Annotated in this window: 22 protein-coding genes and 1 tRNA gene; 5 read left to right on the top strand and 18 right to left on the bottom strand. The window is 73.2% G+C overall.

Going from position 1 to position 23,089, the window contains the following annotated elements; translation table 11 throughout:
- Nucleotides 1-12: 12 nt before the first annotated feature.
- The 6 genes from AB0I60_RS12515 to ftsH form a co-directional block, all read right to left on the bottom strand.
- Nucleotides 13-669 (bottom strand): maleylpyruvate isomerase family mycothiol-dependent enzyme, encoded by a 657-nt coding sequence (locus tag AB0I60_RS12515; protein ID WP_360728441.1) that lies wholly within the window; start codon nucleotides 667-669, stop codon nucleotides 13-15.
- 85 nt (nucleotides 670-754) lie between these two features.
- Nucleotides 755-1,237, bottom strand: coding sequence for a 2-amino-4-hydroxy-6-hydroxymethyldihydropteridine diphosphokinase (folK, locus tag AB0I60_RS12510; protein ID WP_360728438.1), 483 nt, complete (start codon nucleotides 1,235-1,237; stop codon nucleotides 755-757).
- Nucleotides 1,234-1,596, bottom strand: coding sequence for a dihydroneopterin aldolase (gene folB / locus AB0I60_RS12505; RefSeq protein WP_360728436.1), 363 nt, complete (start codon nucleotides 1,594-1,596; stop codon nucleotides 1,234-1,236). The genes folK and folB overlap by 4 nt, the downstream gene beginning before the upstream one ends.
- On the bottom strand, nucleotides 1,589-2,398 hold the full coding sequence (gene folP / locus AB0I60_RS12500; RefSeq protein WP_360728574.1) for a dihydropteroate synthase: 810 nt from the start codon (nucleotides 2,396-2,398) through the stop codon (nucleotides 1,589-1,591). The genes folB and folP overlap by 8 nt, the downstream gene beginning before the upstream one ends.
- A 29-nt stretch (nucleotides 2,399-2,427) precedes the next feature.
- Entirely contained in the window at nucleotides 2,428-3,051 is a 624-nt protein-coding gene (folE, locus tag AB0I60_RS12495; RefSeq protein ID WP_360728572.1) for a GTP cyclohydrolase I FolE, read from the bottom strand.
- 5 nt (nucleotides 3,052-3,056) lie between these two features.
- Entirely contained in the window at nucleotides 3,057-5,288 is a 2,232-nt protein-coding gene (ftsH, locus tag AB0I60_RS12490) for an ATP-dependent zinc metalloprotease FtsH (protein WP_360728433.1), read from the bottom strand.
- Nucleotides 5,289-5,710: 422 nt separating this feature from the next.
- Between ftsH and AB0I60_RS12485 the strand changes: the two genes are divergently transcribed.
- Nucleotides 5,711-7,411: a substrate-binding and VWA domain-containing protein gene (locus AB0I60_RS12485; RefSeq protein ID WP_360728430.1), complete on the top strand. Its 1,701-nt coding sequence runs from the start codon at nucleotides 5,711-5,713 to the stop codon at nucleotides 7,409-7,411.
- A 163-nt stretch (nucleotides 7,412-7,574) separates the two neighbouring features.
- On the opposite strand, the gene hpt is transcribed toward AB0I60_RS12485, so the two are convergent.
- From hpt to dacB, 4 genes are read right to left on the bottom strand one after another with little or no spacing between them, the layout of a single operon-like run.
- The gene (gene hpt, locus AB0I60_RS12480; protein ID WP_360728569.1) at nucleotides 7,575-8,126 is read right to left on the bottom strand and encodes a hypoxanthine phosphoribosyltransferase; all 552 of its coding nucleotides are present in this window, start codon (nucleotides 8,124-8,126) and stop codon (nucleotides 7,575-7,577) included.
- A 17-nt stretch (nucleotides 8,127-8,143) separates the two neighbouring features.
- Entirely contained in the window at nucleotides 8,144-9,082 is a 939-nt protein-coding gene (gene tilS, locus AB0I60_RS12475; protein ID WP_360728428.1) for a tRNA lysidine(34) synthetase TilS, read from the bottom strand.
- Nucleotides 9,079-10,101, bottom strand: coding sequence for a zinc-dependent metalloprotease (locus AB0I60_RS12470; protein WP_360728425.1), 1,023 nt, complete (start codon nucleotides 10,099-10,101; stop codon nucleotides 9,079-9,081). The genes tilS and AB0I60_RS12470 overlap by 4 nt, the downstream gene beginning before the upstream one ends.
- 58 nt (nucleotides 10,102-10,159) lie before the next feature.
- Nucleotides 10,160-11,563, bottom strand: coding sequence for a D-alanyl-D-alanine carboxypeptidase/D-alanyl-D-alanine-endopeptidase (dacB, locus tag AB0I60_RS12465; protein ID WP_360728423.1), 1,404 nt, complete (start codon nucleotides 11,561-11,563; stop codon nucleotides 10,160-10,162).
- A gap of 719 nt (nucleotides 11,564-12,282) precedes the next feature.
- On the opposite strand from dacB, the gene AB0I60_RS12460 reads away from it, so the two are divergent.
- Nucleotides 12,283-12,786 carry an inorganic diphosphatase gene (locus AB0I60_RS12460; protein WP_360728420.1) on the top strand — a complete coding sequence of 168 codons (504 nt, stop codon included), beginning with the start codon at nucleotides 12,283-12,285 and terminating at the stop codon, nucleotides 12,784-12,786.
- Nucleotides 12,787-12,884: 98 nt separating this feature from the next.
- Here the strand turns inward: AB0I60_RS12460 and AB0I60_RS12455 are convergent, their stop codons facing one another.
- Together AB0I60_RS12455 and AB0I60_RS12450 are read right to left on the bottom strand one after the other, a co-directional pair.
- Nucleotides 12,885-14,555: an MDR family MFS transporter gene (locus AB0I60_RS12455; protein ID WP_360728418.1), complete on the bottom strand. Its 1,671-nt coding sequence runs from the start codon at nucleotides 14,553-14,555 to the stop codon at nucleotides 12,885-12,887.
- Complete coding sequence (locus tag AB0I60_RS12450; RefSeq protein ID WP_360728415.1) at nucleotides 14,555-15,058, bottom strand: MarR family transcriptional regulator; 504 nt, start codon at nucleotides 15,056-15,058, stop codon at nucleotides 14,555-14,557. Before AB0I60_RS12450 ends, AB0I60_RS12455 begins: the two co-directional genes overlap by 1 nt.
- A 140-nt stretch (nucleotides 15,059-15,198) precedes the next feature.
- Between AB0I60_RS12450 and AB0I60_RS12445 the strand changes: the two genes are divergently transcribed.
- The gene (locus AB0I60_RS12445; protein WP_360728412.1) at nucleotides 15,199-15,654 is read left to right on the top strand and encodes a DUF4442 domain-containing protein; all 456 of its coding nucleotides are present in this window, start codon (nucleotides 15,199-15,201) and stop codon (nucleotides 15,652-15,654) included.
- Here AB0I60_RS12445 and AB0I60_RS12440 read toward each other — a convergent pair.
- Entirely contained in the window at nucleotides 15,651-16,070 is a 420-nt protein-coding gene (locus tag AB0I60_RS12440) for a 50S ribosomal protein L11 (protein WP_360728410.1), read from the bottom strand. The two genes, AB0I60_RS12445 and AB0I60_RS12440, sit on opposite strands and share 4 nt — an antisense overlap.
- A 116-nt stretch (nucleotides 16,071-16,186) precedes the next feature.
- Between AB0I60_RS12440 and AB0I60_RS12435 the strand changes: the two genes are divergently transcribed.
- Nucleotides 16,187-17,119, top strand: a complete 933-nt coding sequence (locus AB0I60_RS12435) for a TIGR03617 family F420-dependent LLM class oxidoreductase (protein ID WP_360728407.1) — start codon at nucleotides 16,187-16,189, stop codon at nucleotides 17,117-17,119.
- On the opposite strand, the gene AB0I60_RS12430 is transcribed toward AB0I60_RS12435, so the two are convergent.
- Together AB0I60_RS12430 and AB0I60_RS12425 are read right to left on the bottom strand one after the other, a co-directional pair.
- Entirely contained in the window at nucleotides 17,106-17,243 is a 138-nt protein-coding gene (locus AB0I60_RS12430; protein WP_360728404.1) for a hypothetical protein, read from the bottom strand. The genes AB0I60_RS12435 and AB0I60_RS12430 overlap by 14 nt on opposite strands.
- Nucleotides 17,244-17,439: 196 nt before the next feature.
- A tRNA-Thr gene (locus AB0I60_RS12425) sits at nucleotides 17,440-17,513 on the bottom strand.
- 126 nt (nucleotides 17,514-17,639) lie between these two features.
- Here AB0I60_RS12425 and AB0I60_RS12420 point away from each other — a divergent pair.
- On the top strand, nucleotides 17,640-19,211 hold the full coding sequence (locus AB0I60_RS12420; RefSeq protein WP_360728401.1) for a hypothetical protein: 1,572 nt from the start codon (nucleotides 17,640-17,642) through the stop codon (nucleotides 19,209-19,211).
- A 7-nt stretch (nucleotides 19,212-19,218) separates the two neighbouring features.
- On the opposite strand, the gene AB0I60_RS12415 is transcribed toward AB0I60_RS12420, so the two are convergent.
- The 3 genes from AB0I60_RS12415 to AB0I60_RS12405 all read right to left on the bottom strand — a co-directional run bounded on the left by AB0I60_RS12415 (nucleotide 19,219) and on the right by AB0I60_RS12405 (nucleotide 23,074).
- Complete coding sequence (locus tag AB0I60_RS12415; RefSeq protein WP_360728399.1) at nucleotides 19,219-20,421, bottom strand: DNA polymerase III subunit delta'; 1,203 nt, start codon at nucleotides 20,419-20,421, stop codon at nucleotides 19,219-19,221.
- Nucleotides 20,422-20,443: 22 nt separating this feature from the next.
- Complete coding sequence (locus tag AB0I60_RS12410; RefSeq protein WP_360728397.1) at nucleotides 20,444-22,447, bottom strand: dTMP kinase; 2,004 nt, start codon at nucleotides 22,445-22,447, stop codon at nucleotides 20,444-20,446.
- Nucleotides 22,448-22,531: 84 nt separating this feature from the next.
- A complete protein-coding gene (locus AB0I60_RS12405; RefSeq protein ID WP_360728395.1) occupies nucleotides 22,532-23,074 on the bottom strand; it encodes a hypothetical protein in 543 nt (180 codons plus the stop codon).
- Nucleotides 23,075-23,089 lie beyond the last annotated feature (15 nt).

Here is a 23,089-nt window from a genome sequence, read left to right as displayed (position 1 = left end):
CACCCCATGGTGTCATTCGACCAGCGCGGTCTCCCGCGTGCCGAAGAGCTGGATCGCACCCAGCCACCGGGTCGGGTCGGCGTCCCAGTCCAGCGACCGGATCTGACCCTCGCTGCGCCGCCCGCCGACGACCCGCAGCAGCTCGAACGACGACGTGCGCAGGGTGGCCGCCGGGTCGCCCTCGCCGACGATCCGGTCGCCGTGCTCCAGGGTGATCCGCAGCGCGGGCAGGTCGCGGGTGCGCAGCCGCTGGTCGACCTCCTGCAACGGCCGGGTGAGCGCGGCGCGCACGGCGGCGTTGTCCCGCTCGCCGGGCCGGCCCAGCGCGGTCCGGATGTCGTGCTCGTGCTCGACGACCTCGGCGATCAGCACCGCGCCCAGCGGCGAGTCGAACAGGCCCCCGGCGGCCTGGAAGTTGCGCTCCCACTCGGCCAGCAGGTCGCCCAGCGGGTGGTCCCTGCGGTCGCGGACCTGGCGTTCACCCCACTCGCCGGTCTCCACGCCGTCGAACGCGTTGTCCGCGAAGTCGCCCAGGCCGGCCGCGAGGTGCGCCACCACGTCCTTGACCGTCCACCCCGGGCACGCCTCGACCTCGGCCGCCGGGTCGCCGTTGGTGACCAGGCTGACGATCCGCCGCCGCGCGACGTCGTACGTGACCGCGTTGCTCATCGCCGACCTCCTGCGCCGACGCTAACCCCGCTCACCGCCCCCCGCAGCCCCGGAGCGCGCGATTCGCCGCGCGCGGGACTGCGAATCAGGCCAGGCGCAGGTCGTCGCGCCGCGTCACACCGCCGAGGTCGAGGTCCGCGACCAGGTCGGCCACCCGCCCGTGACCGGGCAGCACCGCGCCCGGCTCGACGTCCAGCCACGGGACCAGCACGGTGGCCCGCTCGTGGGCACCGGGGTGCGGCAGCAGCAGCTTCGGGTCGTCCGACACGACCCCGTCCACGGTGACCACGTCCACGTCCAGCGTCCGGGGACCCCACCGCAGGGTGCGCACCCGGCCGGACGCGTCCTCCAGCCCCTGCCCGCGCCGCAGCCACTCCCACGGCCCGAGGTCGCCCGCGACCACCAGCACGGCGTTGAGGAAGTCGTCCTGGTCGGTCACGCCCCAGGGCGCGGTCTCGTAGACCGGGGACACCGCGACCAGCTCGGCCGCGAACCCCGCCACCGCCTGCCGCAGGAAGCCGAGCCGGTCGCCCAGGTTCGAGCCGACCGACAGGACCGCGCGGCTCACCCGCGCTCCCGGCGCACGGTCACCGACACGTCCTCGAAGGTGAGCGGGATCGGCGCGGACGGCTTGTGGACCGTCACCTCGGCGGCCCGGACCCGCAGGTCGGTCATCACCTCGTCGGCGACCTTGCCCGCCACCGTCTCGATCAGGTCGTACGGGCCGCCGGCCACGATCGCCGCCGCCCGCTCGGCCAGCTCGCCGTAGTGCAGCGTCTCGCGCAGGTCGTCCGTCGCCGCCGCGCGGGACAGGTCCAGCCACGCCGTCACGTCGACCAGGAAGTCCTGGCCGTCGCGCTTCTCGTGCTCGAACACCCCGTGGAAGCCGCGCACCCGCAGCCCCCGCAACGAGATCCGATCAGCCACGGCCCGCCCTCCAAGCTCGTGCCACCGCCACCGCGTCCAACGACTTGTCCACGTCGTGCACCCGCACGCCCCACGCGCCGGCGAACGCGGCCAGCGCCGACACCGCCGCCGTCGCGTCCTCGCGGCCGTCCGGTGGGCGGTCACCCGGCCGCGCGCCGGGCAGCGCGCCCAGCAGCGATCCCAGAAAACGTTTGCGGGACGCGCCCACCAGCACCGGGAAGCCCAGCGCCAGCAGCTCGTCCAGGCGCTGGAGGAGCTGCCAGTTGTGGTCGGCGTTCTTGGCGAAGCCCAGGCCGGGGTCGAGCACGACCCGGTCCGCCGCCACGCCCGCCGCCAGCGCGGCGTCCACCCGGGCGCACAGCTCGTCCCGGACGTCGCGCACCACGTCGTCGTACACGGCGAGGCGGTCCATCCCGGCGCTGTGCCCGCGCCAGTGCATCAGCACGTAAGGCACCCCGGCGGACGCCACCACCGACGCCATCGCCGGGTCGGCGAGGCCGCCGGAGACGTCGTTCACGATCGACGCGCCGGCCTCCAGCGCCGCCTCCGCCACCTCGGCGCGCATGGTGTCCACCGACACCGGCACGCCCTCGGCGACCAGCTCGCGGATCACCGGCGCGATCCGGGCCGCCTCGACGGCGGGGTCGACGCGGGCCGCGCCCGGCCGGGTGGACTCGCCGCCGACGTCGACCACGTCCGCGCCCCGGCGGAACATGGCCACGCCGTGCTCGACCGCGTCCGCGCGGCCGAGGTACCGGCCGCCGTCGCTGAACGAGTCCGGGGTGACGTTGACGACGCCCATGACCACGCAGTGCCCCGGCCGAGGCAGGCTCACCTCGTGCGCCCTCGGATCAGCTCGATGGCCTCCGCCCTGGTCGACGCCGAGGACCGCAGCAGCCCGCGCACGGCGGACGTGGTGGTCCGCGAGCCGGGCTTGCGCACGCCGCGCATACCCATGCACAGGTGCTCGGCCTCGACCACGACGATCACGCCGCGCGGCTCCAGCCGGCGCACCAGGGCGTCGGCGACCTGGGAGGTCAGCCGCTCCTGCACCTGGGGCCGCTTCGCGTAGAGGTCGACCAGCCGGGCCAGCTTGGACAGCCCGGTCACCCGTCCCTGCTCGTTGGGGATGTACCCGACGTGGGCGACCCCGTGGAAGGGCAGCAGGTGGTGCTCGCAGAACGAGAACATCGGGATGTCGGTGACCAGGACGAGTTCCTCGTGGCTCTCGTCGAAGGTCTTGGCGAGCACCGAGTCCGGGTCGGTGTACAGGCCGGCGAACAGCTCCCGGTACGCCCGCGCGACCCGCGCCGGCGTGTCCTGGAGCCCTTCGCGGTCCGGGTCCTCGCCGCAGGCGAGCAGCAGCTCGCGCACGGCCGCCTCGGCGCGCTTCTGGTCGAACGTCCGCCTCGTGGAACCGGCCCCCCCGTTCGCGGAGGGGCCGGCCTGGTCGATCTCGGTCACGTGCGGTTGTCCGGATCCGTGTCGAAGGACCGCTTCCCGGCGTCCGCGTCCGTGGGCTCCGGCTGCCACTGGGGGGCGGGCTGGCCGCCACCGGGCACGGTGGCCGGGGTCCACCCGGGAGGTGCGCCGTAGTTCGGCGGACCGGACGTCGGGTGCTGGGGCTGCTGCGGCTGGTAGGGCGTGCCGTTGCCGTTGGGCACCGCCTGCGGCGGCGCGGGCACCGGGTCCCGGTCCGGGGGCAGCTCCTGCCCGAGGGTGTCCTCGATGGCGGGTGGCCACGGCTCGCCGCGCTCCTTCGCCAGCTCCGCCGGGGTCTTGACCGGCGGCTTGTCGGACGGCGTCCGGTTGCCGAAGTCGTTGAACTTCGTGATCCTCGGGCGCTTCTCCACGGCGGCGAAGATCCGCTCCAGGTCCTTCTGGTGCAGGGTCTCCTTCTCGATCAGCTCCAGGGTGAGCGCGTCGAGCACGTCGCGGTAGGTGTTGAGCACCTCGTACGCCTCGGTGTGCGCGGCCTCGATCAGCTCGCGCACCTCCTCGTCGATCTCGTGCGCGACCTCCAGCGAGTAGTCCGCCTGCCGGCCCGCCGTGCGCCCGAGGAACGGCTCGCCCTGCTCCTGGCCGTACTTGACGGCGCCGAGGCGGGCGGACATGCCGTACTCGGTGACCATCGCGCGGGCGATCTTGGTCGCCTGCTCGATGTCGTTGGACGCGCCCGTGGTCGGCTCGTGGAAGACCAGCTCCTCGGCGGAGCGCCCGCCGAGCGCGAACACCAGCCGGGCGATCATCTCGGACCTGGTCATCAGGTCCTTGTCCTCTTCCGGCACGGACAGCGTGTGACCGCCGGTCCGCCCCCGGGCGAGGATGGTGACCTTGTAGACCGGGTCGATGTCCGGCATCGCCCACGCGGCCAGGGCGTGCCCGGCCTCGTGGTAGGCGGTGATCTTCTTCTCCTTCTCGGAGATGATCCGGCTCTTGCGGGCCGGACCGCCGATCACCCGGTCGACCGACTCCTCCAGGGCGGCCCCGTCGATGACGGTGCCGTTCTGGCGGGCGGTGAGCAGGGCGGCCTCGTTGATCACGTTGGCCAGGTCCGCGCCGGAGAAGCCGACGGTGCGCTTGGCCAGGCCGTCCAGGTCCGCCTCGGGGGCCAGCGGCTTGCCCTTGGCGTGGACGCGGAGGATCTGCTTGCGACCCTTCAGGTCGGGCGCGGACACCGGGATCTGCCGGTCGAACCGGCCGGGGCGCAGCAGCGCCGGGTCCAGGATGTCGGGCCGGTTGGTCGCCGCGATCAGGATGATCCCGCCGCGCGAGTCGAAGCCGTCCATCTCCACGAGCAGCTGGTTGAGGGTCTGCTCGCGCTCGTCGTGACCGCCGCCGAGTCCCGCACCGCGATGGCGGCCGACCGCGTCGATCTCGTCCACGAAGATGATGCACGGCGCGTTCTGCTTGGCCTGCTCGAACAGGTCGCGAACGCGGGAGGCGCCCACACCGACGAACATCTCGACGAAGTCCGAGCCGGAGATCGAGTAGAACGGCACCCCGGCCTCACCGGCGACGGCCCTGGCCAGCAGGGTCTTGCCGGTGCCGGGCGGGCCGTAGAGCAGCACGCCCTTCGGGATCTTCGCGCCCAGCGCCTGGTAGCGGCCGGGGTTCTGGAGGAAGTCCTTGATCTCCTGGAGCTCCTCCACCGCCTCCTCGGCGCCCGCGACGTCCGCGAAGGTCGTCTTGGGCATGTCCTTGGACAACTGCTTGGCCTTGGACTTGCCGAAGTTCAGGACGCGGTTGCCGCCGCCCTGGGCGTTGTTCATCATCCACATCAGGAGCAGCAGCAGCAGGCCGAGCGGGACCAGGTACAGCAGCATCTGCATCAGGAACGAGTCCTGGCTGACCTTGGTCTCGACGGTCGGCTTGCCGGTGGAACCGGACTGGTCGCCGGTCCCGGTGAGGATGTTGAAGATCTCGTCGGTGGAGCTCGCCGGGAACTGCGTGATCAACCGGTTGTGACCTTCGAAGGTCACCCCGTCGTTGAGGGTCAGTTTGAGGCGCTGCTCCTTGTCCTCGATCGTGGCTTCTTTGACTTTGCCGTCCCTGACCTGTTGCAGTGCCTGGGACGTCTTGACCGGGGTGTACCCCCGTGCGTCGTCGAAGAGCACGGTGAAGGCGTAGTACAGCAGCAACACCGCCACGATCCACAGCAGCGGGTTGCGAAGCAGGCGCTTGCGGTCCATTCACTTACGGCCGGCGGGCGGCCTCGACCCTCCCTGACTTGGTGACGGGCGCGGACGGGCACGACCCGTCCGACCAGCCTACCGCCCGAGGCGCGGGCGGAGTGCTCCGCGTTGGGGGCTGGCACGTCTCGTGGGAGCAACGGACGGGGCCGGCGCTGTGTTCCCCGCGGTGACCGCGAACACTGTTCGCAGGTCAGGAGCGGTGCTCCCGCGCCGGGCGGGCCGCAGACGGCGGCCGACGGTCCGCCGTAACACTTGGGGGGCGTCGGACGTTACTAGCAGGTAGCCGGGAAGTGAGGTCCGTTCGGGTGACCCAGGCCACGTGAACGGGTCGCCGGAACCGACCGTGTTCTCCTCGGCAGCTACCGAGCGTTCGAATGCCACCCGAAAAGGTGAACACCGACCCGAAGGTACCCAGGTCTATGTCAGCACCGACCGAGCGTCCCACCGGCCGCGCGCGCCGGACAGCACTCCCGATCGGCGCCCTGATCGGCGTCGTCGCGGCTGCGGCGGCCACCGTCGTCGCGGTCCGGGCGGCCGACGGCCCGGACTGCCGGGGCACCCTGCCGCTCAAGGTCGCGGTCACCCCCTCGGTCGAGGAGGTGGTGCGCGGCGCGGCCGACGACTACCAGGCCGACCAGCCCGTAGTGGACGGCAAGTGCGTCCAGGTGCAGGTCGAGGCGCGCGGGGCGGCCGACGTGTCCCACGAACTGCCCACCGCGCAGATCAACCCGCCCGCGCTGTGGGTCCCCGACTCGTCCATGTGGGCGGCCGAGAGCCGCCGCCAGGCCGGCGACCAGGGCCCGGACGCGCCGAGGCTGGACATCAAGGGCTCGCTGGCCTCGTCGCCGCTGGTCATCACCGGCTCCGAGGGCTCGATGAGCGCGCTCGGCTGGCCCGTCACCCCGGTCAGCTGGGCCCGCGTGGTCGACCCGCAGGTGGCGGTCGCGCTCAGCGACCCCACCACATCCTCGGAGGGCCTGGCCACGCTCGCGGTCATCCGCGCCCAGCTCGGCAACCCGGACGGCACGCCCAAGCCCGAGCTGGTCGGCGCGCTGCTGAGGGTCGGCCGAAGCGCGCTGCCGTCCGTGCGGGACGCGTTCGGCAAGGTCGTGCAGGGTGCCGAGAACGCGCCGGTGTTCACCGCGACCGAGCAGGCCGTGCTCGCCGCCAACCGCGCCGCCGGCTCCCGCCGGGTGGTCGGGTCGTACCCGAAGGAGGGCACGATCAGCTTCGACTACCCCGTCGTCCGGGTGAGCCGGAGCGGGGAGGTCGCCGGCACGGCGCAGGCCGCGGCGGGCTTCGAGCAGGCCCTGCGCACCGAGCGCAGCGCCCGGCGGTTCGCCGACGCGGGCTTCCGCACCACCGCCGGCCAGGCCCCGCAGGGCTGGAGCAACGACGAGGAGGGCGTGCGCGGCGACGACGTGGCCGCCATCGGCACGCCGCCACCGGACCAGGTCGCCGAGCTGCTGCGCACGTGGGGCGCGATCGGCCTGGACACCCGGATGCTGGCCGTCCTGGACGTGTCCGGCTCGATGGCGGAGAAGATGCAGGGCAGCGGGCTGACCAGGGCCGAGGCCGCGAAGGAGGCGGCGCTGACCGCGCTGTCGATGCTGCCCGACACCTCGGAGGTCGGGCTCTGGGCGTTCTCCACGGCCAAGGGGCCCCGGGGCTACACCGAGCTGGTGCCGACCGGCCCGCTGGGCGAGCCGATCGGCGGCGCACCCCGCCGTGACCAGCTGCAACGGGGCGCGGGCGCGATCGCCGGCATGGTCGGCGGCGGGACGTCGCTCAACGACACTGTGCTGGCCGCGTTCCGCAGCGCGCAGCAGTCGTTCGACCCGAACAAGATCAACTCGGTGACCCTGATGACGGACGGCAGCAACGACGACATCTCCACCACCGCGCTGCCCGAACTCCTCGACACCCTGCGCCGCGAGTCCGACCCCGCCCGCCCGCTGCCGATGTTCCTGGTCGGCCTGGGCCCGGGAGCCGACATGGACGCCCTGCGCAAGATCGCCGAGGCCACCGGCGGCAAGGCGTACCAGGCGACGCAGCCCGACGACATCAAAACGGTCCTGCTGGACGGCATAGCCCAACGCCGCTGCCGGCCGAACTGCTAGGGCCCGGCCCGCCTTCTGCCCGCTCTCCAACTCGATCACCACGCGAGGCCGCGTCGGTCTGTCGGCTCGCCTCCCACCCCGATCACGCTCTTCGATCGGGGTGGGAGACGAGCCGATGGGCCGACTTCCAGGCGGCCGAGCCGCCGCGACGGAGTCGCGGCAATCAGGTGCTGTAGACCTTGGGGTCGAGGGTGCCGATGTAGGGCAGGTCGCGGTAGCGCTCGGAGTAGTCCAGGCCGTAGCCCACCACGAACTCGTTGGGGATCTCGAAGCCGACGTACTTGACCGGGACGTCGACCTTCACGGCGTCCGGCTTGCGCAGCAGCGAGCACACCTCCAGCGAGCGCGGCTTGCGCGACGCCAGGTTCTTGAGCAGCCAGGACAGCGTGAGACCGGAGTCGATGATGTCCTCGACGATGATCACGTCCCGGTCCGCGATGTCGCGGTCGAGGTCCTTGAGGATGCGCACGACGCCGGACGACGAGGTGGAGGAGCCGTAGGAGCTGACCGCCATGAACTCCAGCTGCACGGGCACCGGCAGCGCCCTGGCCAGGTCGGTCATGAACATCACCGCGCCCTTGAGCACGGTGATCAAGACGAGGTCCGACCCGCCGTCGGCCGGGTGGTCCGCTCCGACCTTGTTGGCCAGCTCGGTGACCTTGTCGCTGATTTCCTGCTCGGTGATGAGCACGGAGGCGATGTCGCCGTCGTACACGGACGATCCCCTTTTTGTCATGATCGAACTGTTTTGAGCAGTGGTTCATCAGGCCGTTCGACGGCCAGCCTGCCATGCGCGCGGCGTGCCACAAAGCCGCCGGGCAGCCAGACGCCGCCCTGGCCGTGCCACTCCCCCACCAGCGCGTCGACCCGGCGCAGGTGGGAGTCGGACAACTCGGGCACGCCCGCGTCGAGCAGCCACAGGCGCAGCAGTCGCCTGCGGAGGGCGGGTGGGAGGTCGTGGAGGTCGTCGGTCGCGCGGGGGTCGCCGGCGAAGCGCCGGGCGATCTCGTCGAGGGCGTCGCAGTCGTCGCGCAACTGGGCGGCGGTGCGCGCCAGCGCGTCCGCGACACCGTGCTGGAGCACGTCCTCCAGCAGCGGCAACACCTCGTTGCGCAGCCGGACCCTGGTGAACGCCGGATCGGCGTTGTGCGGGTCGACCCACGGCTCCAGCCCCAGTTCGGCGCACGCGGCGCTGGTCGTCCCGCGCGCGACGGACAGCAGCGGCCGGCCCCACGGCGGGTCGTGGGGCCGCATCCCGGCGATGCTGCGGGCACCGGAGCCGCGCCCCAGCCCGAGCAGCACGGTCTCCGCCTGGTCGTCCTTGGTGTGGCCGAGCAGCACGACCCCGCTCTCCGGGCGCAGCGCGGCGTACCTGGCCCGCCGGGCGGCGGCCTCCGGACCGCCCGGACCGGCCACGACGACCCTTCGGACCTCCGCCGCCAGGCCGAGCCCCGCGCACGTGGCGGCGGCCCGCTCGGCGACCTCGGCGGACCCGTCCTGGAGGCCGTGGTCGACCACGACGGCCCGCGCGCCGGGCACCAGCCGGGCGGTCGCGGCGGCGAGGGCCAGCGAGTCCGCCCCGCCGGACACGGCGACGGCCACCCGGTCGGGCCGGTGCTCGGCGAGGAACCGCTTGACGGCCGCGCGGACCTCGGCCAGCGGCCCGTTCACGGCGATACGCGGCGCAGCCAGGCGGCCGGGTCGGCGATCTCGGCCCTGGTGGGCAGGGTTTCGGGGCTGGTCCACACCGCGTTGAAGCCGGCCATGCCCGCGCGGTCCACCACGTGCCGGGTGAACGCCGCGCCCTCCGCGTACTGGCGGACCTTCGCCTCGACCCCGAGCAGGGTGCGCAGGATGCGGTCCAGCACGCCGCCGCCCTTGCGCCGGGCGGTGAACCGCTCGCGGATGACCGAGACGGACGGGACGACCTCCGGGCCCACCGCGTCCATCACGTGGTCGGCGTGGCCTTCGAGCAGCGTCGACAGGGCGATCAGGCGGTCCAGCGGCTCGCGCTGGGCCGGGCTCTGCAGCAGGTCGACGAACCCGCCCGCCTCGCGCAGCCGCCGGGGCAGGTCGCGCAGCCTCGGCGCGACGCCCTCGTCCATCGAGCCGAGCAGCGTGCCGACCTGGCCGGAGAAGTGCGCGGCCAGCCACGGCACGGCGGTGAACTGGAGCCGGTGCGTGCACTCGTGCAGGCACACCCACATGCCGAAGTCCGTGCCGGCGACGTCCAGGGCGCGCTGCGCGCCGACGACGTTGGGCGCGACGAGGAGCAGCCGGCCGCCGTCGGAGAACGGGTCGTACTGGCCGAGCACCCGGCCGCTGAGGAACGCGACGACCACGCCCGCCTGCACGCCGGCGGTGCCCGACAGGACGCCGCTGAACGCGCCGGACTGGCGCGGGAGGGCTCCGTCGGTGAGCGCGGCCAGGCCCTGCACGGCCGCGCGCACCCAGCCTGGCCGGTCCACGACCTCGCCGGACCGCAGCGGCAGCCCGTGCCCGAGGCCGGTCAGCTCCCGGACGTGCACCTCCGCGTCGATGGCCTGCTCGCGCAGCCGCCCGACGGCGAGGTCCGCCTCCGCGCGGGGCACCACCGGACCGGGCCGGACCAACCGGTCGGCGGTCGCCACGGCCAACTCCCAGTCGACGGGTCGGCTCCCCGCCCGGTGATCCTGCGTAGAGGCGCTCACCCCGCTGACGCTACCTGCGTCGCCGGGGCCGGCGACACTCCTCGGCCCGTACGCGGCGTCAGGCGCACCCGCAGCCGCGCAGCGCGGCGGCCAGCTCGTCCAGCCCTCCCCGGACGGTCAGCGCGTCGGTCTGGCTCAGCGACATGAACGCGAACACCAGCAGCCGACCGTCGACGTCGACCACCACGCCGGCCAGCGAGTTCACCCCGGTCAGCGTGCCGGTCTTGGCGCGCACCCAGCCCTTGCCCGCCGCGCCCGCCGTGGCGTAGCGGCCGGCCAGCGTGCCGCTGCCGCCGGCGACCGGCAGCGCGGTCAGCAGGGGCCGCAGCTTGGCCGTGCGGGCGTCCGAGGCGTCCGGCTTGGCGGCGGCGACCAGCAGGTCGCCGAGCAGCCGGGCGGGCACCTTGTCGGCGGGCGACAGCCCGGAGGCGTCGACCACGTCGGCACCGGTCAGGTCGAACCCGTTCTCGGTGAGCACGTCGCGCACCGCCTGCACCGCGCCCGCGAAGGTCGGCTCCAGGCCCTTGGCCAGCGCCACCTCCCGGGCCAGCGTCTCGGCCAGCACGTTGTCCGAGATCTGCATCATGTTCTCGACCAGCCGGTCGACCGGCGCGGACTTGACCTCGCCGAGCACCTTCGCGCCGGAGGTCACGGTGGTCGCGCCGACCGCCGTGACGCCCAGCCGGGCGGCCAGCGCGGACGCCGCCGCCGCGCCGGGCGTGGACGTGCGGGGCGTATCGGGCATGGTCGGGTCCTGCCGGCCGCCGTCGGCCATCAGCGGGCCGATCGGGGCCACGTAGCCGTTGGGCACGTCGGTGGGGTCCCAGCCGGGGGCGGTGCCGTCGCCCTTGTAGCGGCTGACGTCGAACAGCACCTGCGTGACCGGGCCGTTCTTGGCGACCTGGGACGCGAGGTCGTCCAGGGTCGCCGCGCCGGGGTAGACGGTGCTGCGGTCGGCGGGGAACGTCGACAGCGTCGGGTCGCCGCCGCCGACCAGCACGACCGTGCCGGGCTGGTCGCCCTGGACGACCTTGGTGGTGAGCTGCGCGGTGTGGTCGAGGGTGAGCAGGGCGGCGGTGGCCACCAGCACCTTCACCGTCGAGGCCGGGGTCAGCGGGGTCGTCTCGCCCTGCTTCCACAGGGTGGTGCCGGAGGCCGGGTCGACCACGGTGCCGGTGAGCGTGCCCAGCGCGCCGTTGCCGGCCGGACCGCGCAGCACGGCCGCGACGCCGGTCGCGGACGGGGCGGGCGCGGTCGAGCCGACGCCCTTCACGGCGAGCGAGACCGGCGCGGGTGGCTGCGGTGCGGCGGTCGTCGGCGTGGGCGCGGTCTCCAGCCAGCCGAGCTGCCAGCCCGCCACCGCGCCGCCCGCGAGCACGACGACCAGGGCCAACGCCCCGACCAGCAGCCACGGCCGCTTGCGCGGAGCCTCCTGCTCGACGGGGTCGGCGGCGGGCGGCACCCGTCGGGGCTCGCTGCGCGGCTCCGGCTCGGCGTCGCGCGCGCCCCCGGCCGCCTGGGCGGCCGAGGCGGATCGACCACCGGGGGTCTGCGTGCCGGACGGCTGACCGCCGGCGGCTCGTGCACGGGAGGGCGGGCTGCCGGCCGTTCGGCCACTGGCAGCGGGACCGCCGCCGTCCGGGGCACCGCCGGCAGCCTGGGCGCCGGAAAGTGCGCCGCCCGCTGCCTGCGCGCTCGCGGGGAACCCGCGCCCGGGGGTCGCCGGGCCGCCCGGCTGCGGGCGGGTGCCGGCCGGGTGCGGGACGGTCGTCGAACCACCCGATGCGGTGACGGCGGACGTGCCCCGGGAGGTGGGCGCGGGTGGCGCCCCGGTGGGTGGCGCAGAGCTCTCACGTTCCGTGATCGGTTCAGCCGACGGCGGCGGAGCCGGCCTCCCGGCGGTCCCCGCACCGCCCGGACGGGGGTTCGCGGGCAGGGGCACGGGGATGCGCATGGTCGGCGGATCGGCCGGTCGCGACCGCCTGACCTGCACGGTCGGCGGTTCACCGGCACTGTCGTCGCCGTCGACGGTCGGCCAGGATGGCTCGTCGGCCACGCAGTCCTCCGGGGTTGATTACGGGCAACGTCACACCCGCGACCTGCACGTGGGTGAGGGGAGGCGACACCTCGTGGTCCACACTAGTGGCGTAACGAACGTCAAAGACGAGCGAGGACCGCGCAGTGGAGTTCGACGTCACCATCGAGATCCCCAAGGGGGTCCGCAACAAGTACGAGATGGACCACAAGACGGGGCGCATCCGCCTGGACCGCACCCTGTTCACGGCCACTCAGTACCCGGCGGACTACGGCTTCGTCGACGACACCCTGGGTGAGGACGGCGACCCGCTCGACGCGCTGGTCCTGGTCCAGGAGCCGACGTTCCCCGGCTGCCTCATCCGCGCCCGCGCCATCGGCATGTTCCGCATGACCGACGAGAAGGGCGGCGACGACAAGCTGCTCTGCGTGCCGGCCGAGGACCCGCGCAGCGAGCACCTCCGCGACATCCACCACCTCAGCGAGTTCTACCGGCTGGAGATCCAGCACTTCTTCGAGGTCTACAAGGACCTGGAGCCGGGCAAGAGCGTGGAGGGCGCGACCTGGGTCGGCCGCGTCGACGCCGAGGCCGAGATCGTCCGGTCCTACCAGCGCCTCAAGGACGCCATCGCCAACGGCGAGGACCACTGACCCGCAGCACGCGAGAAGCGGGCCACCCCCCGACGGGTGGCCCGCTTCCGCACTTCACGCGGCGGACCTGAGCACTGCGGTCCGCCGCGCCCGGCGGGTCAGTGGATGGCGACCGGGGCCTGGGCGGCCTCGTCCTCGTCGTTCACCCGCTCCAGCCCGGACCGGGTGGACAGCGGCACCTCGCGCAGGAACCACACCACCGCGAAGCCGACCACCGTCACCAGGCCGCCGACCAGGAAGACCAGGTCGATCGAGCCGGAGAAGCCGTCCAGGAACGGGCGGGCCAGCACCGGGTCGAGCTTGGTGAGGAACTCGGTGTTGTCCAGGCTCAGCCCGGCGCCGCCGTCCTTCAGCGACGCGGCGAACTGCTGGTTCTCCGGCCGGGCCAGCGCGGCCATGAACTCCGGGTTGCCGAACGCCGAGTTCAGCGCGTTGCCGATCTTGTCGCCGACCGTGCTGAACAGGACGGACAGGAACACGGCGGTGCCGACCGTGCCGCCGATCTGCCGGAAGAACGTGGCCGAGGCGGTGGCGACGCCCATGTCGCGGGGCTCCGCGTCGTTCTGGATGGCCACCAGCAGCGTCTGCATGCACAGACCGAGGCCCGCGCCCATGAAGAACATCAGCACCAGCGGCTGCCAGACCGGCGTGTCCGTGCCGACCGTGCTGAACGTGAACAGCACCACCGACATCAGGCCCAGGCCGACGATCGGGAAGATCCGGTAGCGGCCGGTCTTGGCCGTGTACTGGCCGCTGGTGCCGGCCGCCGTCATGATGCCGAACGTGAGCGGCAGCATCATCAGGCCCGCCTCGGTGGCCGAGTAGCCCTTCACGATCTGGAGGTAGAGCGGCAGGGAGACCATGCCGCCGAACATCCCGATGCCGAGCAGGAAGTTCACCACGTTGCCCAGCGAGAACGTCTGCCGGCGGAACAGCCGCAGCGGCAGCAGCGCCTCGTCGCCCATCCGCTTCTGCACGAACACGAACGCGACCAGGCCGAGGACGCCGACCACGTACATGGCGATCGAGGTGCCGGACGCCCAGCCCCACTCGCGGCCCTGCTCGGCCACGATCAGCAGCGGCACCAGGCCGATGGTGATGGTCGCCGCGCCCAGGAAGTCGATCCGGTGGTTCACCCGCTTGTGCGGGATGTTGAGCACCTTGGCCACGACGACCAGCGCGACCAGCGCGATCGGCACGTTGACCAGGAACACCCAGCGCCAGCCGGCCGTGCCCAGGAAGGTCTCCAGGCCCGCGAACAGGCCGCCGACCACGGGACCCGCGACGCTGGCGACGCCGAACACGGCCATGAAGTAGCCGGTGTACTTGCTGCGCTCGCGCGGCGAGGTGATGTCCGCCAGGATCGCCATGGCCAGCGACATCAGGCCACCCGCGCCGAGGCCCTGCACCGCGCGGAACGCGGCGAGCTCGTACATCGAGTTGGCGATGCCGGACAGCAGCGAGCCCGCGAGGAACAGCGAGATCGCGGTGAGGTACATCGGCTTGCGGCCGTAGATGTCCGACAGCTTGCCGTACAGCGGCGTCGAGATCGTGGCCGTGATCAGGTAGGCGGTGGTCGCCCACGCCTGCAGCGTCTGGCCGTTGAGCTGGTCCGCGATGGTCTTCATGGCCGTGGCCACGATCATCTGGTCCAGCGCGGCCAGGAACAGCCCCAGCAGCAGGCCCGACAGGATCGTCAGGATCTGCCGGTGGGTGAGCAGCGCGGCACCCGGAGGTGTCGCGTCCGCTCGGGTTGTCGTCTCCGACATCACTTCTCCCCTTCTGAGCGCGGCCCCAGTCCGCTCTCAGCGATGAAATTCGGCAGCGCCCGCTCGTAGTCGCCGACGAAGCGCTCGAAGTAGTCGATGAACGCCCCCAGATCCCCCTCGGACCACTCGGCGAACATCCGGGCGATGGACTGGTTGCGCATCAGCCGTCGCTCTTCCAGCAGGCGTTTCCCCGCGTCCGTGACGGCCAGCACGCTGGCCCGGCCGTCGTCGGGATCCGCCCGGCGCTCGACCCACCCCTCCTTGACGAGCGTCGCGACCTGTCGGCTGACCGTCGAGGGGTCCGAGAAGACCGCCTCGGCCAGGGCGCTCGATCGTGAGGGTCCCAGGTTCATCAGGTTCGCCAGCAGCACGAACGAGGCCTTGTCCAGCCCGGCCTTGCTCATGTGCGCGGCGACGCACGCGTGCATCTTGTTCAGCCGCACCAGCGCCATGCCGATGCGCTCGGCCTGCGCGAGCTGCGCGTCCTGCGCCTCGTCACTCACCGGGGTCACCATGGGACACTCCGTTTGCTTGCATCATCCAACTAGTTGCTGGGTACAAGCATGAGCCGATCGGAGAATCTTGGCAAACGAAATAACCGGTGACTCGCGTCTCATGACTACCGGTCGGTAACATCCGGGCCATGAGCGCTGACTACTCGTTCGTCGCCGACGCGATGAAGCAGGCCGTGCCGTGGGTGAAGACCAGCCGGGTGGAGTTCCCCGAGGTCACGGGCGACCGGGTGGTGGCCGAACTCCCGGACGAGCCGGCCACCCACAACCACGTCGCCGGCCCGCACGCGGCGATGATCTTCGGCCTCGGCGAGACCGCGTCGGGCGCGGTGACCATGGCCGCGTTCGCCCCGCACATGGCGAAGGCCACACCGCTGGTGGCCCGGTCGGAGATCTCGTACAAGAAGCTGGCGCTCGGGGCGCTGCGCGCCGAGGCCGTGCTCGGCCGCCCGGCGGACGAGGTGGTGGCCGAACTCGACGCGGGCACCCGCCCCGAGTTCCCGGTGCGCGTGACGGTCACCAACGCCGAGGGTGCCACCACCGCCGAGATGGTCGTCGTCTGGACACTGCGCCCGAACCGGACCTAGTCCTCGACCGCGATCCCCATCGACCGCGCGGTGCCCGCGACGATCCGCTCCGCCGCGTCCAGGCTCGTGGTGTTCAGGTCGGGCAGCTTCCGCTCGGCGACGGCGCGCAACTGGTCGCGGCGCAACGTGCCCGCCGTGCGGTGGCCGGGCCGGTCGGACCCCTTGCCGCCCAACGCCTTGCGAATCAGGAACGCGGTCGGCGGCGTCTTCAGGCGCAGGTCGAACGACTTGTCGTCGCGGACCGTGACGACCACCGGCACGACGTCGCCGCGCTGCCCGGCCGTGCCCTCGTCGTACGCGCGCTTGACGGCGACCAGGTTCACGCCGGTCTGCCCGAGCATCTTGCCGAGGTCCATCATCGAGGCGTTGCCGGCCTCCAGGTTCAGGGTGATCTCGTGGGTCTTCTTCGCTGCCATGCCGGGCACGCTAGGAATTGACGCAACGGCAGACTCAACCCGTTATCCGGCGCCTGGACCGCTCCGGACCCGACCGCGATGGCGGCGGCACGGCCCGCGCGCCGTAGGTTGCCGGTGTGAAGGTGGAGCACCTGGAGATCGACTACGACCCGCGCACCGTCGCCGACACCGCACGCCGCGCGCGAGCCGCCGGCCGCACGGGGTTCTGGCTCGCCGAGACCAAGCACGACCCGTTCCTGGGCCTGGCCCGGGTGGCGGACGTCGACCTCGACCTGGGCACCGCCATCGCCGTCGCGTTCGCCCGCAACCCGATGAGCACCGCCGTGCAGGCCAACGACCTGCAACTGGCCTCCGGGGGCAGGTTCCACCTGGGGCTGGGTTCGCAGGTCGAGCCGCACATCACCAAGCGGTTCGGGATGCCGTGGTCGCGGCCCGCCGCGCGGATGCGCGAGTTCGTCCAGGCGCTGCACGCGATCTGGGACGCGTGGGCCACCGGCGAGCGCCTCCGCTTCCGGGGCGAGTTCTACGCGCACACCCTGATGACCCCGTTCTTCGACCCCGGCCCGAACCCGCACGGCCGGCCGAAGGTGTGGCTCGCGGGCGTCGGCGGGCTGATGACCGAGGTCGCGGGCGAGGTGGCGGACGGCTTCCTGTGCCACAACTTCACCACCGAGCGGTACCTGCGGGAGGTGACGCTGCCCGCGCTGGAACGCGGCCGGACGACCGCCGGGAAGACGCTGGAGGGGATGGAGATCAGCGCGCCGTCGCTGTTCGCAACCGACGACCGGGAGGTCGCGGAGGCCCGCCGGCAGATCGCGTTCTACGGCTCCACCCCCGCCTACCGGAAGGTCCTGGACCTGCACGGCTGGGGCGAGCTGCACGAGGAGCTGCACCGCATGTCCCGCCGACAGCTGTGGGACGACATGGCCGCCGCCGTGGACGACGAGGTCCTGCACGCGTTCGCCGTCGTGGGCTCCCGGTCCGAAGTGGACGCCGAGGTGGAACGCCGCTACGGCGACGTCGCCACCAGGGTGATCAAGACCGCGTGAGCCGGTGGTGGAACGCGGCGAGCCCGACCGCCCCCGTCCGCCGGACCCACCGCCGCCGCCCGACCCGCGCCGCCAGCAGGGCGAACGGCAGCGACAAGACCGTCAGCAGGACCATCACGACCACCACGACCACCTCCGCGTGGACGACGGGAAGTCTGGCCGCACCTGACGCGAACGGCCGAAACGCCACCCCGATGGAGCAGCCCAATCGAGACGCGACCGGCCCGGGTCACCGCCGATCCGGTCGCACTGCGGGTCGACCGGTCCCGGGAACGAGAAAGGACCAGGTCAGAAGTACTGACCTGGTCCTCGTCCCACCGAGCCGCCTATCGGAATCGAACCGATGACCTGCTCATTACGAGTGAGCCGCTCTGGCCGACTGAGCTAAGGCGGCGAGACGCGACAACTATAGCCCAGGCGTCGAGCGTCACCCAGCAGGGGGTGCCGTCGTTAGGTTGTTCGTGACGCCGCTCACGCGTGCGCCGCACCGGACGCCGACGATCCTGGAAGGTGGCAGCACATGCGCCTGATGGCCCTGCCCGCTGTCGCCGTGCTGGTCGCGCTGTGCGCCGCCCCCGCGTCGGCCCAGCCGACGACCACGCCCGTGCCGGGGCCCCGGGACCCGGGCCAGCCGCCCGTGTCGGCCGGGCCCGCGCCGACCACGCACGTGATCGGTGACGCGGGCACCGGGCTGGCCGTGGTGCGGCTCGCGCCCGACTCGACGCCCACCAACACGATCCTGCCCGGGTTCGGGGAGGTGCTGCCCAAGCAGTCGGCGGCGGAGATCGGCGTGGGGCTGGCTTCCGCGCAGGCGAACACGGAGGCGTTTCTGTCCTACGAGCGCGCGGTCGCGCAAGCCTCGCCGCTCGGGTTCGCGGTCCAGGGCCGCGCGCCGCAGACGCCCGGCACGATCGTGCAGACCGCGTCGCCGGACAACGCCCAGCCGGTCACCGGCGGCATCAGCCCGCCGCAGACCCCGTTGGACTCGCTGCTCAAGGTCGGCCTGCTCAACGGCAGCGTGCACGCCCGCTGGGACGACGAACTCGGCCCGTGCGTGCAGCCCATCGCCGACGCCAAGACGTCCGTGGCCAGTCTGTCCGTGCTCAACGCCATCCCGACCCTGCCCAGTTCGACCGACCTGACCGGGATGCTCACGCAGGACACGCCGAAGCTCGACGCCGCCGCCAAGCAGTCGCTGATCGACGGCCTGAAGGGCATGGCGGGACCGCTGAGCCGGCTCGGTGGGCTGCTCTCCGGCACGCCCGAGACCGGCGCCCAGGGCTCGCTGCTCAGCCTGCCGGACGCGCTCAGCGCGCACTCGACCGTCGAACTGGTCGACCTGCCCGGCAGCGCGAACAAGGCCGTCAAGTCCACGTCCACGCTCCAGGCGGCGAGCGTGCGGCTGCTCGCGGGCACGCCGGTGGAGATCCGGATCGACGTGGTCAGCCCGCCGACCCTGACCGCGCTGTCGACCGGCGACGCGGCCACGTCGAAGATCACCTACACCGCCCCCGTGCTCAAGGTGTCCCAGGGCGGCCGGGACCTCGGTACGCTCGACGCCGCCAACCCGGGCCTGGACGTGCCGATCGGCCTCCCGGTGCTCGGCGACCTCAAGCTCCCCGTGGTGGGTGCCCTGACCGAGCGCAAGCTCGACATCGGCGTGCTGCGCCTGCAAGTCGCGCAGCTCACCGAGAAGTCCACGGCGCTCGACGGACCGCTCCAGCAGGGCGGCCCGACCATCAAGGGGTTCATGCTCGGGGCAACCGCGCGACTGCTCGACCTCCAGCTGCTGCCGACCGACGCGCTCGGTCTGCCGAACCTGCCTTCGGCGCTGGCGCAGGTGTCCCTGGGTGAGCAGGTGGTTCGCGCGGCTGCCCCGACTGGCGGGGCGGTGTGCGCGCCGACACCGGGACCTCCCGGTGGCGGCGGGCAGGCCGCTCCGCCCAAGAACACGCCGCAGCTCGCGTACACGAGCGCCGCCTACAAGACCGTCCCGATCTTCTGGACGGGCACGGCGCTGCTGTTCGTCGGCGTGGTCGTGGTGGCCGCGCTGCCGGTGCGGCGCCGGGAGGACGAGGCCGCCGAGGGGTGAGGGCGGGTCAGCCGCGCTGGAGGGTGGTCAGCATCGCCTCGACGGCGATCCGGGGCTTCACGTTGAGTTCCAGCGCGTCCCGGCACGCCAGCACGGCCTCCAGCCGGCGCAGGGTCGACTCCTGGCTCCACGCCCCGGCCGCCGCGCGGGCGTCGGGCTCGCGGTCCGGGTGGTTCAGCACCGCCGCCGCGCCCGAGGACGTGACCAGCACGTCCCGGTAGAACGCCGCCAGGTCGACCAGCGCCTGGTCCAGCGAGTCCCGCTGGGTGCGGGTGGCGCGCGACTTCTGCCGCTTCTCCAGGTCCTTCAGCGCGCCCTTGGCACCCCGGGTCGCGGCTGCCGTGCCCTTGCCGGTGCCGCCCGCGCCCATCGCGGTCTCCAGCGCCTGCCGCTCGGACTCGTCGCGCGCCTCGTTCGCGGTCAGCGCGTCCGCCTCGGCGGCCTGCACCAGGCTGTCCGCGCAGGTGAAGATGTCCGCCGGCCGGCGCAGCGCGAGCGGGATGCGCAGCACCGACTCGCGTCGCGCGCGCACCGACTCCTCGGTCGCCAGGCGGCGCGCGCGGGTCACGTTCCCGCCGCACACCGAAGCCGCCCAGGACGCCTGGTCGGCGGGCACGCCGTCCTCGACCAGCGCCGACGCGATCGCGTCGGGCCGGGGTGTGCCCAGCGGCACGATCCGGCAGCGCGAGCGGATCGTCACCGACACGTCGTCGGGGTGGTCGGAGGGCGCGCAGAGCAGGAACACGGTCCGGTCGGGCGGTTCCTCCACCGCCTTGAGCAGCGCGTTCGACGCGCCCTCGGTCAACCGGTCGGCGTCGGCGATGATCACCACCTGCCACCGCCCGGACGTCGGCCGGCGGGCCGAGACCTGCACCAGCGCGCGCATCTCGGCCACCGCGATCGACAGGCCCTCGGGCGCGACCACCCGCACGTCGGCGTGGGTGCCGGCCAGCGTCGTGTGGCACCCGGCGCACGCGCCGCAGCCCGGCCGGTCGTCGGTCGCCGTGCACTGCAACGCCGCCGCGAACGCCCGCGCCGCGCCGGAGCGGCCCGATCCCGGCGGGCCGGTGAACAGCCACGCGTGCGTCATGGCGCCGGGGGGAGGTGCGCCGCCCGCCACGATCGACGACGCGGCGTCGGCTGCCGCGCTCAGCACGGCGACCGCGTCGGGCTGCCCGACGACCTCGCTCCACACTCCTTTGCCGGCCACGGTCGTCAAACCTACCGACGTTTCAGGAGTTCTCCGCCACCGGCCGCGCGGAAGCGCCGGCCAGCAGCGGCAGCACGGCGGCGCGCACCCGCCCCGCCACCTCGTCCACCGTCCCGTCGCCGTCCACGACCAGGTAGCGGCCGGGGTCGGCGGCGGCCATCTCGGTCAGCAGCCGCTGCACCCGCCAGTGGTGCCCGACGGCGTCCACGGACGCGCGGCCCCCGGTCGGCGTCCGGTCCAGCAGCACGGTCACGTCCGGGCGCAGCCGCCCGGTGGCCCAGTCGACCAGGCCCTCCACCTCGCGCGGCTCGACGCTGCCGGCGGCGCTGAAGTGCGCCAGCGGGCTGTCCACGTACCGCTCCATGACGACCAGCGACCCGTCGTCGAGCGCCGGCCGCACCTCGCGCTCCACGACGTCCGCCCGCACCGCCGCCGCGACCAGCGCGTGCGCCCGGACCCCGGCCAGGTCGGCGGTGGACAGCAGGTCGCGCAGCCGCTGCTCGTCCAGGTCCGGGTCGGAGGCGAGCAGCACCCGGTGCCCGGCGCCGCGCAGCGCGTCCGCCAGCCGCCGGGCCTGGGCCGACGTGTCGGCCCGGCTCTCGCCCTCGACCGCGATCAGCACCCCCGCGCCCTGCCGGGACCGCCCGCGCAGGGCGGCCAGCAGGTCGGACAGGATCGGTTCGGCCCGCCGGTCGTCCATCTGCCGGTAGGCGATCAGGCCGAGCAGCGCCGCGAGCAGGCCCGCGCCGAACATCACCGGCCGGGTGCCGTCGACCTGCATCTCGTGCCCGAACAGCGTGATGTCCCGCTGCTGGATGACGCTGACCAGCAGCGGGGCGGTCGCGGACGCGGCGAACAGCACGACCTTGAGCAGCGACTGGAGCAGCGCGACCGTCCGGCCGCGCATGGCGTCCTCGACCTGGGACCCGACGATGGTCAGGCCGGTCAGGAACGCCGCCCCGGCGCAGCCGCCGACCAGCGCGACCGCGATCAGCGCGGTCCACAGGTGCGGCGCGAGCGCGACGAGCACCAGGCTGGAGCCCGCCAGCACGATCGTCACGCCGAACAGCCGGTCGTAGGGCAGCCGGCGGGCCATCCGGGGCGCGAGCGCCATGCCGACCGCGAGGCCCGCGAACACCGCCACGAACAGCAGGCCGAAGGTCGAGTCGCCGCCGAGCAGGGACAGCGCGTACAGCTTGGCCGTGCCGATCACCGCGCCGGCCGCCGCGAACGCGCCGATCATGCCGATCACCAGGCCCCGGACCAGCGGGGTGCGGCCGGCGAATCGCAGGCCGTCGCGCAGCATGGCGAAGAACCCCTCGCGCTCGCCCTCCTCCCGCTCGACCGCGTTCACCCGACCGGACAGCTCCGGGATGCGGACGGCGACCAGGACCGCCGAGGTCACGTAGAGCGCGCCGTTGACCATCACGGCGATGGTCGCGATCCGGAACTCGACGTCGGTGCTCTGCAGGTGCAGGTAGCCGGGGATGCCGGAGATCAGCGAGTACAGGCCCGCGCCGCTGATCACCGCGATGCCGTAGGTCATCACCAGGCCGAGCTGGTTGGCGGTCTCCACCTGGTCGGGCCGGCGCAGCAGGTTCGGCACGGCGGAGTCCTTGGCCGGGATCCACAGCATCGCGCAGCAGCCGACCAGGAAGTTGGCGATGAACAGCCACCACGCGGTGCCGACCAGGGCGATCGAGAAGAACAGGCCGCCACGCAGCAGGTCGCAGACGACCATGATCCGGCGGCGGTCGAACCGGTCCGCGAGCACGCCGCCGAGCGGGGCGAACAGGATGCCGGGCAGCAGCTGGGTGAGCACGACCAGGCTGAGCGCGAAGCTCTCCCACTGGTAGCTCTGGGTCAGCTTGGAGACCAGGCCGGTCAGCGCGAGCAGCGACAGCCAGTCACCGACGCTGCACAGGTAGGTGACGCCCCACAGCCTGCGGAACGGCCGGATCGCCAACACGCTGCGAATCCGGTGGCTGGTCGAGGCCGCTGTGCCGCCGTCCTGGATGGTGCTCACCCCCGCCGTCCGTGCCGGGGGACCAGGGTAACCGGGGTGCGCCCGCCACCCGACCACCTCCGCCGCCCGGGTGGCGCGGGTCGGTCACGAGAACAGCTCGACCAGCGCCTCGAACACCTCGCGCAGCACGGTGAGCAGCAGGCCGCTGGTCACCAGGAGCGCCACCAGGCACCCGAGCACGCCGTTGCCGCTCTTCGGGGCGGTCTGCTGGACCACCTGGCCCATCGGGGGCCGCTGCGCGAGCGGGACCCGGCCGCCGGTCGGCTGCCGGCCCACCGGCGGCCGGGGCGTGAACGGGCCCGGGGCGACCGCCGGGCGCTGGGTGAACGGCACCGGCCGCTGCTGGTACGCCTGCGCGGCGTTCGGCCAGGCGGGCGCGAGCTGCGGCGCCGGGCCGGGCGCGCGGCGGGTCTGCTTGTGGTGCGCGGGCCGGCGCGGCGGTTCCGCGTACACCGGTTGCGCCGCGACCTGCGGGATCACCGGCGGTCCCGGTGCCGCCGGCCCGCTCAGCGCGTCCGGGAACGGCCGGGGCGGGTCGGCGTCACCGGTCACCAGACCGGCGAGCGAGTCCGGGAAGAGGTGGGGTGGTGGTGGTGCCTGCGTGCCGTCCGGGCCGAAGTCGTCCACCACCCCATCATCCCG

The organism is Actinosynnema sp. NPDC050436, from assembly GCF_040655415.1.
Lineage (GTDB): Bacteria > Actinomycetota > Actinomycetes > Mycobacteriales > Pseudonocardiaceae > Actinosynnema.
Note: the sequence above shows the minus strand (reverse complement) of the source record. Positions and strands in the feature narration are given on the sequence as shown.

Bases quoted from the DNA above. Each gene is read 5' to 3' on its own strand.
- folP (WP_360728574.1), bottom strand. From the start codon at position 2,398: ATGGGCGTCGTCAACGTCACCCCGGACTCGTTCAGCGACGGCGGCCGG.
- AB0I60_RS12445 (WP_360728412.1), top strand. From the start codon at position 15,199: ATGAGCGCTGACTACTCGTTCGTCGCCGACGCGATGAAGCAGGCCGTG.
- AB0I60_RS12485 (WP_360728430.1), top strand. From the start codon at position 5,711: ATGTCAGCACCGACCGAGCGTCCCACCGGCCGCGCGCGCCGGACAGCA.
- AB0I60_RS12455 (WP_360728418.1), bottom strand. From the start codon at position 14,555: ATGTCGGAGACGACAACCCGAGCGGACGCGACACCTCCGGGTGCCGCG.
- AB0I60_RS12440 (WP_360728410.1), bottom strand. From the start codon at position 16,070: ATGGCAGCGAAGAAGACCCACGAGATCACCCTGAACCTGGAGGCCGGC.
- AB0I60_RS12515 (WP_360728441.1), bottom strand. From the start codon at position 669: ATGAGCAACGCGGTCACGTACGACGTCGCGCGGCGGCGGATCGTCAGC.
- AB0I60_RS12420 (WP_360728401.1), top strand. From the start codon at position 17,640: ATGCGCCTGATGGCCCTGCCCGCTGTCGCCGTGCTGGTCGCGCTGTGC.
- ftsH (WP_360728433.1), bottom strand. From the start codon at position 5,288: ATGGACCGCAAGCGCCTGCTTCGCAACCCGCTGCTGTGGATCGTGGCG.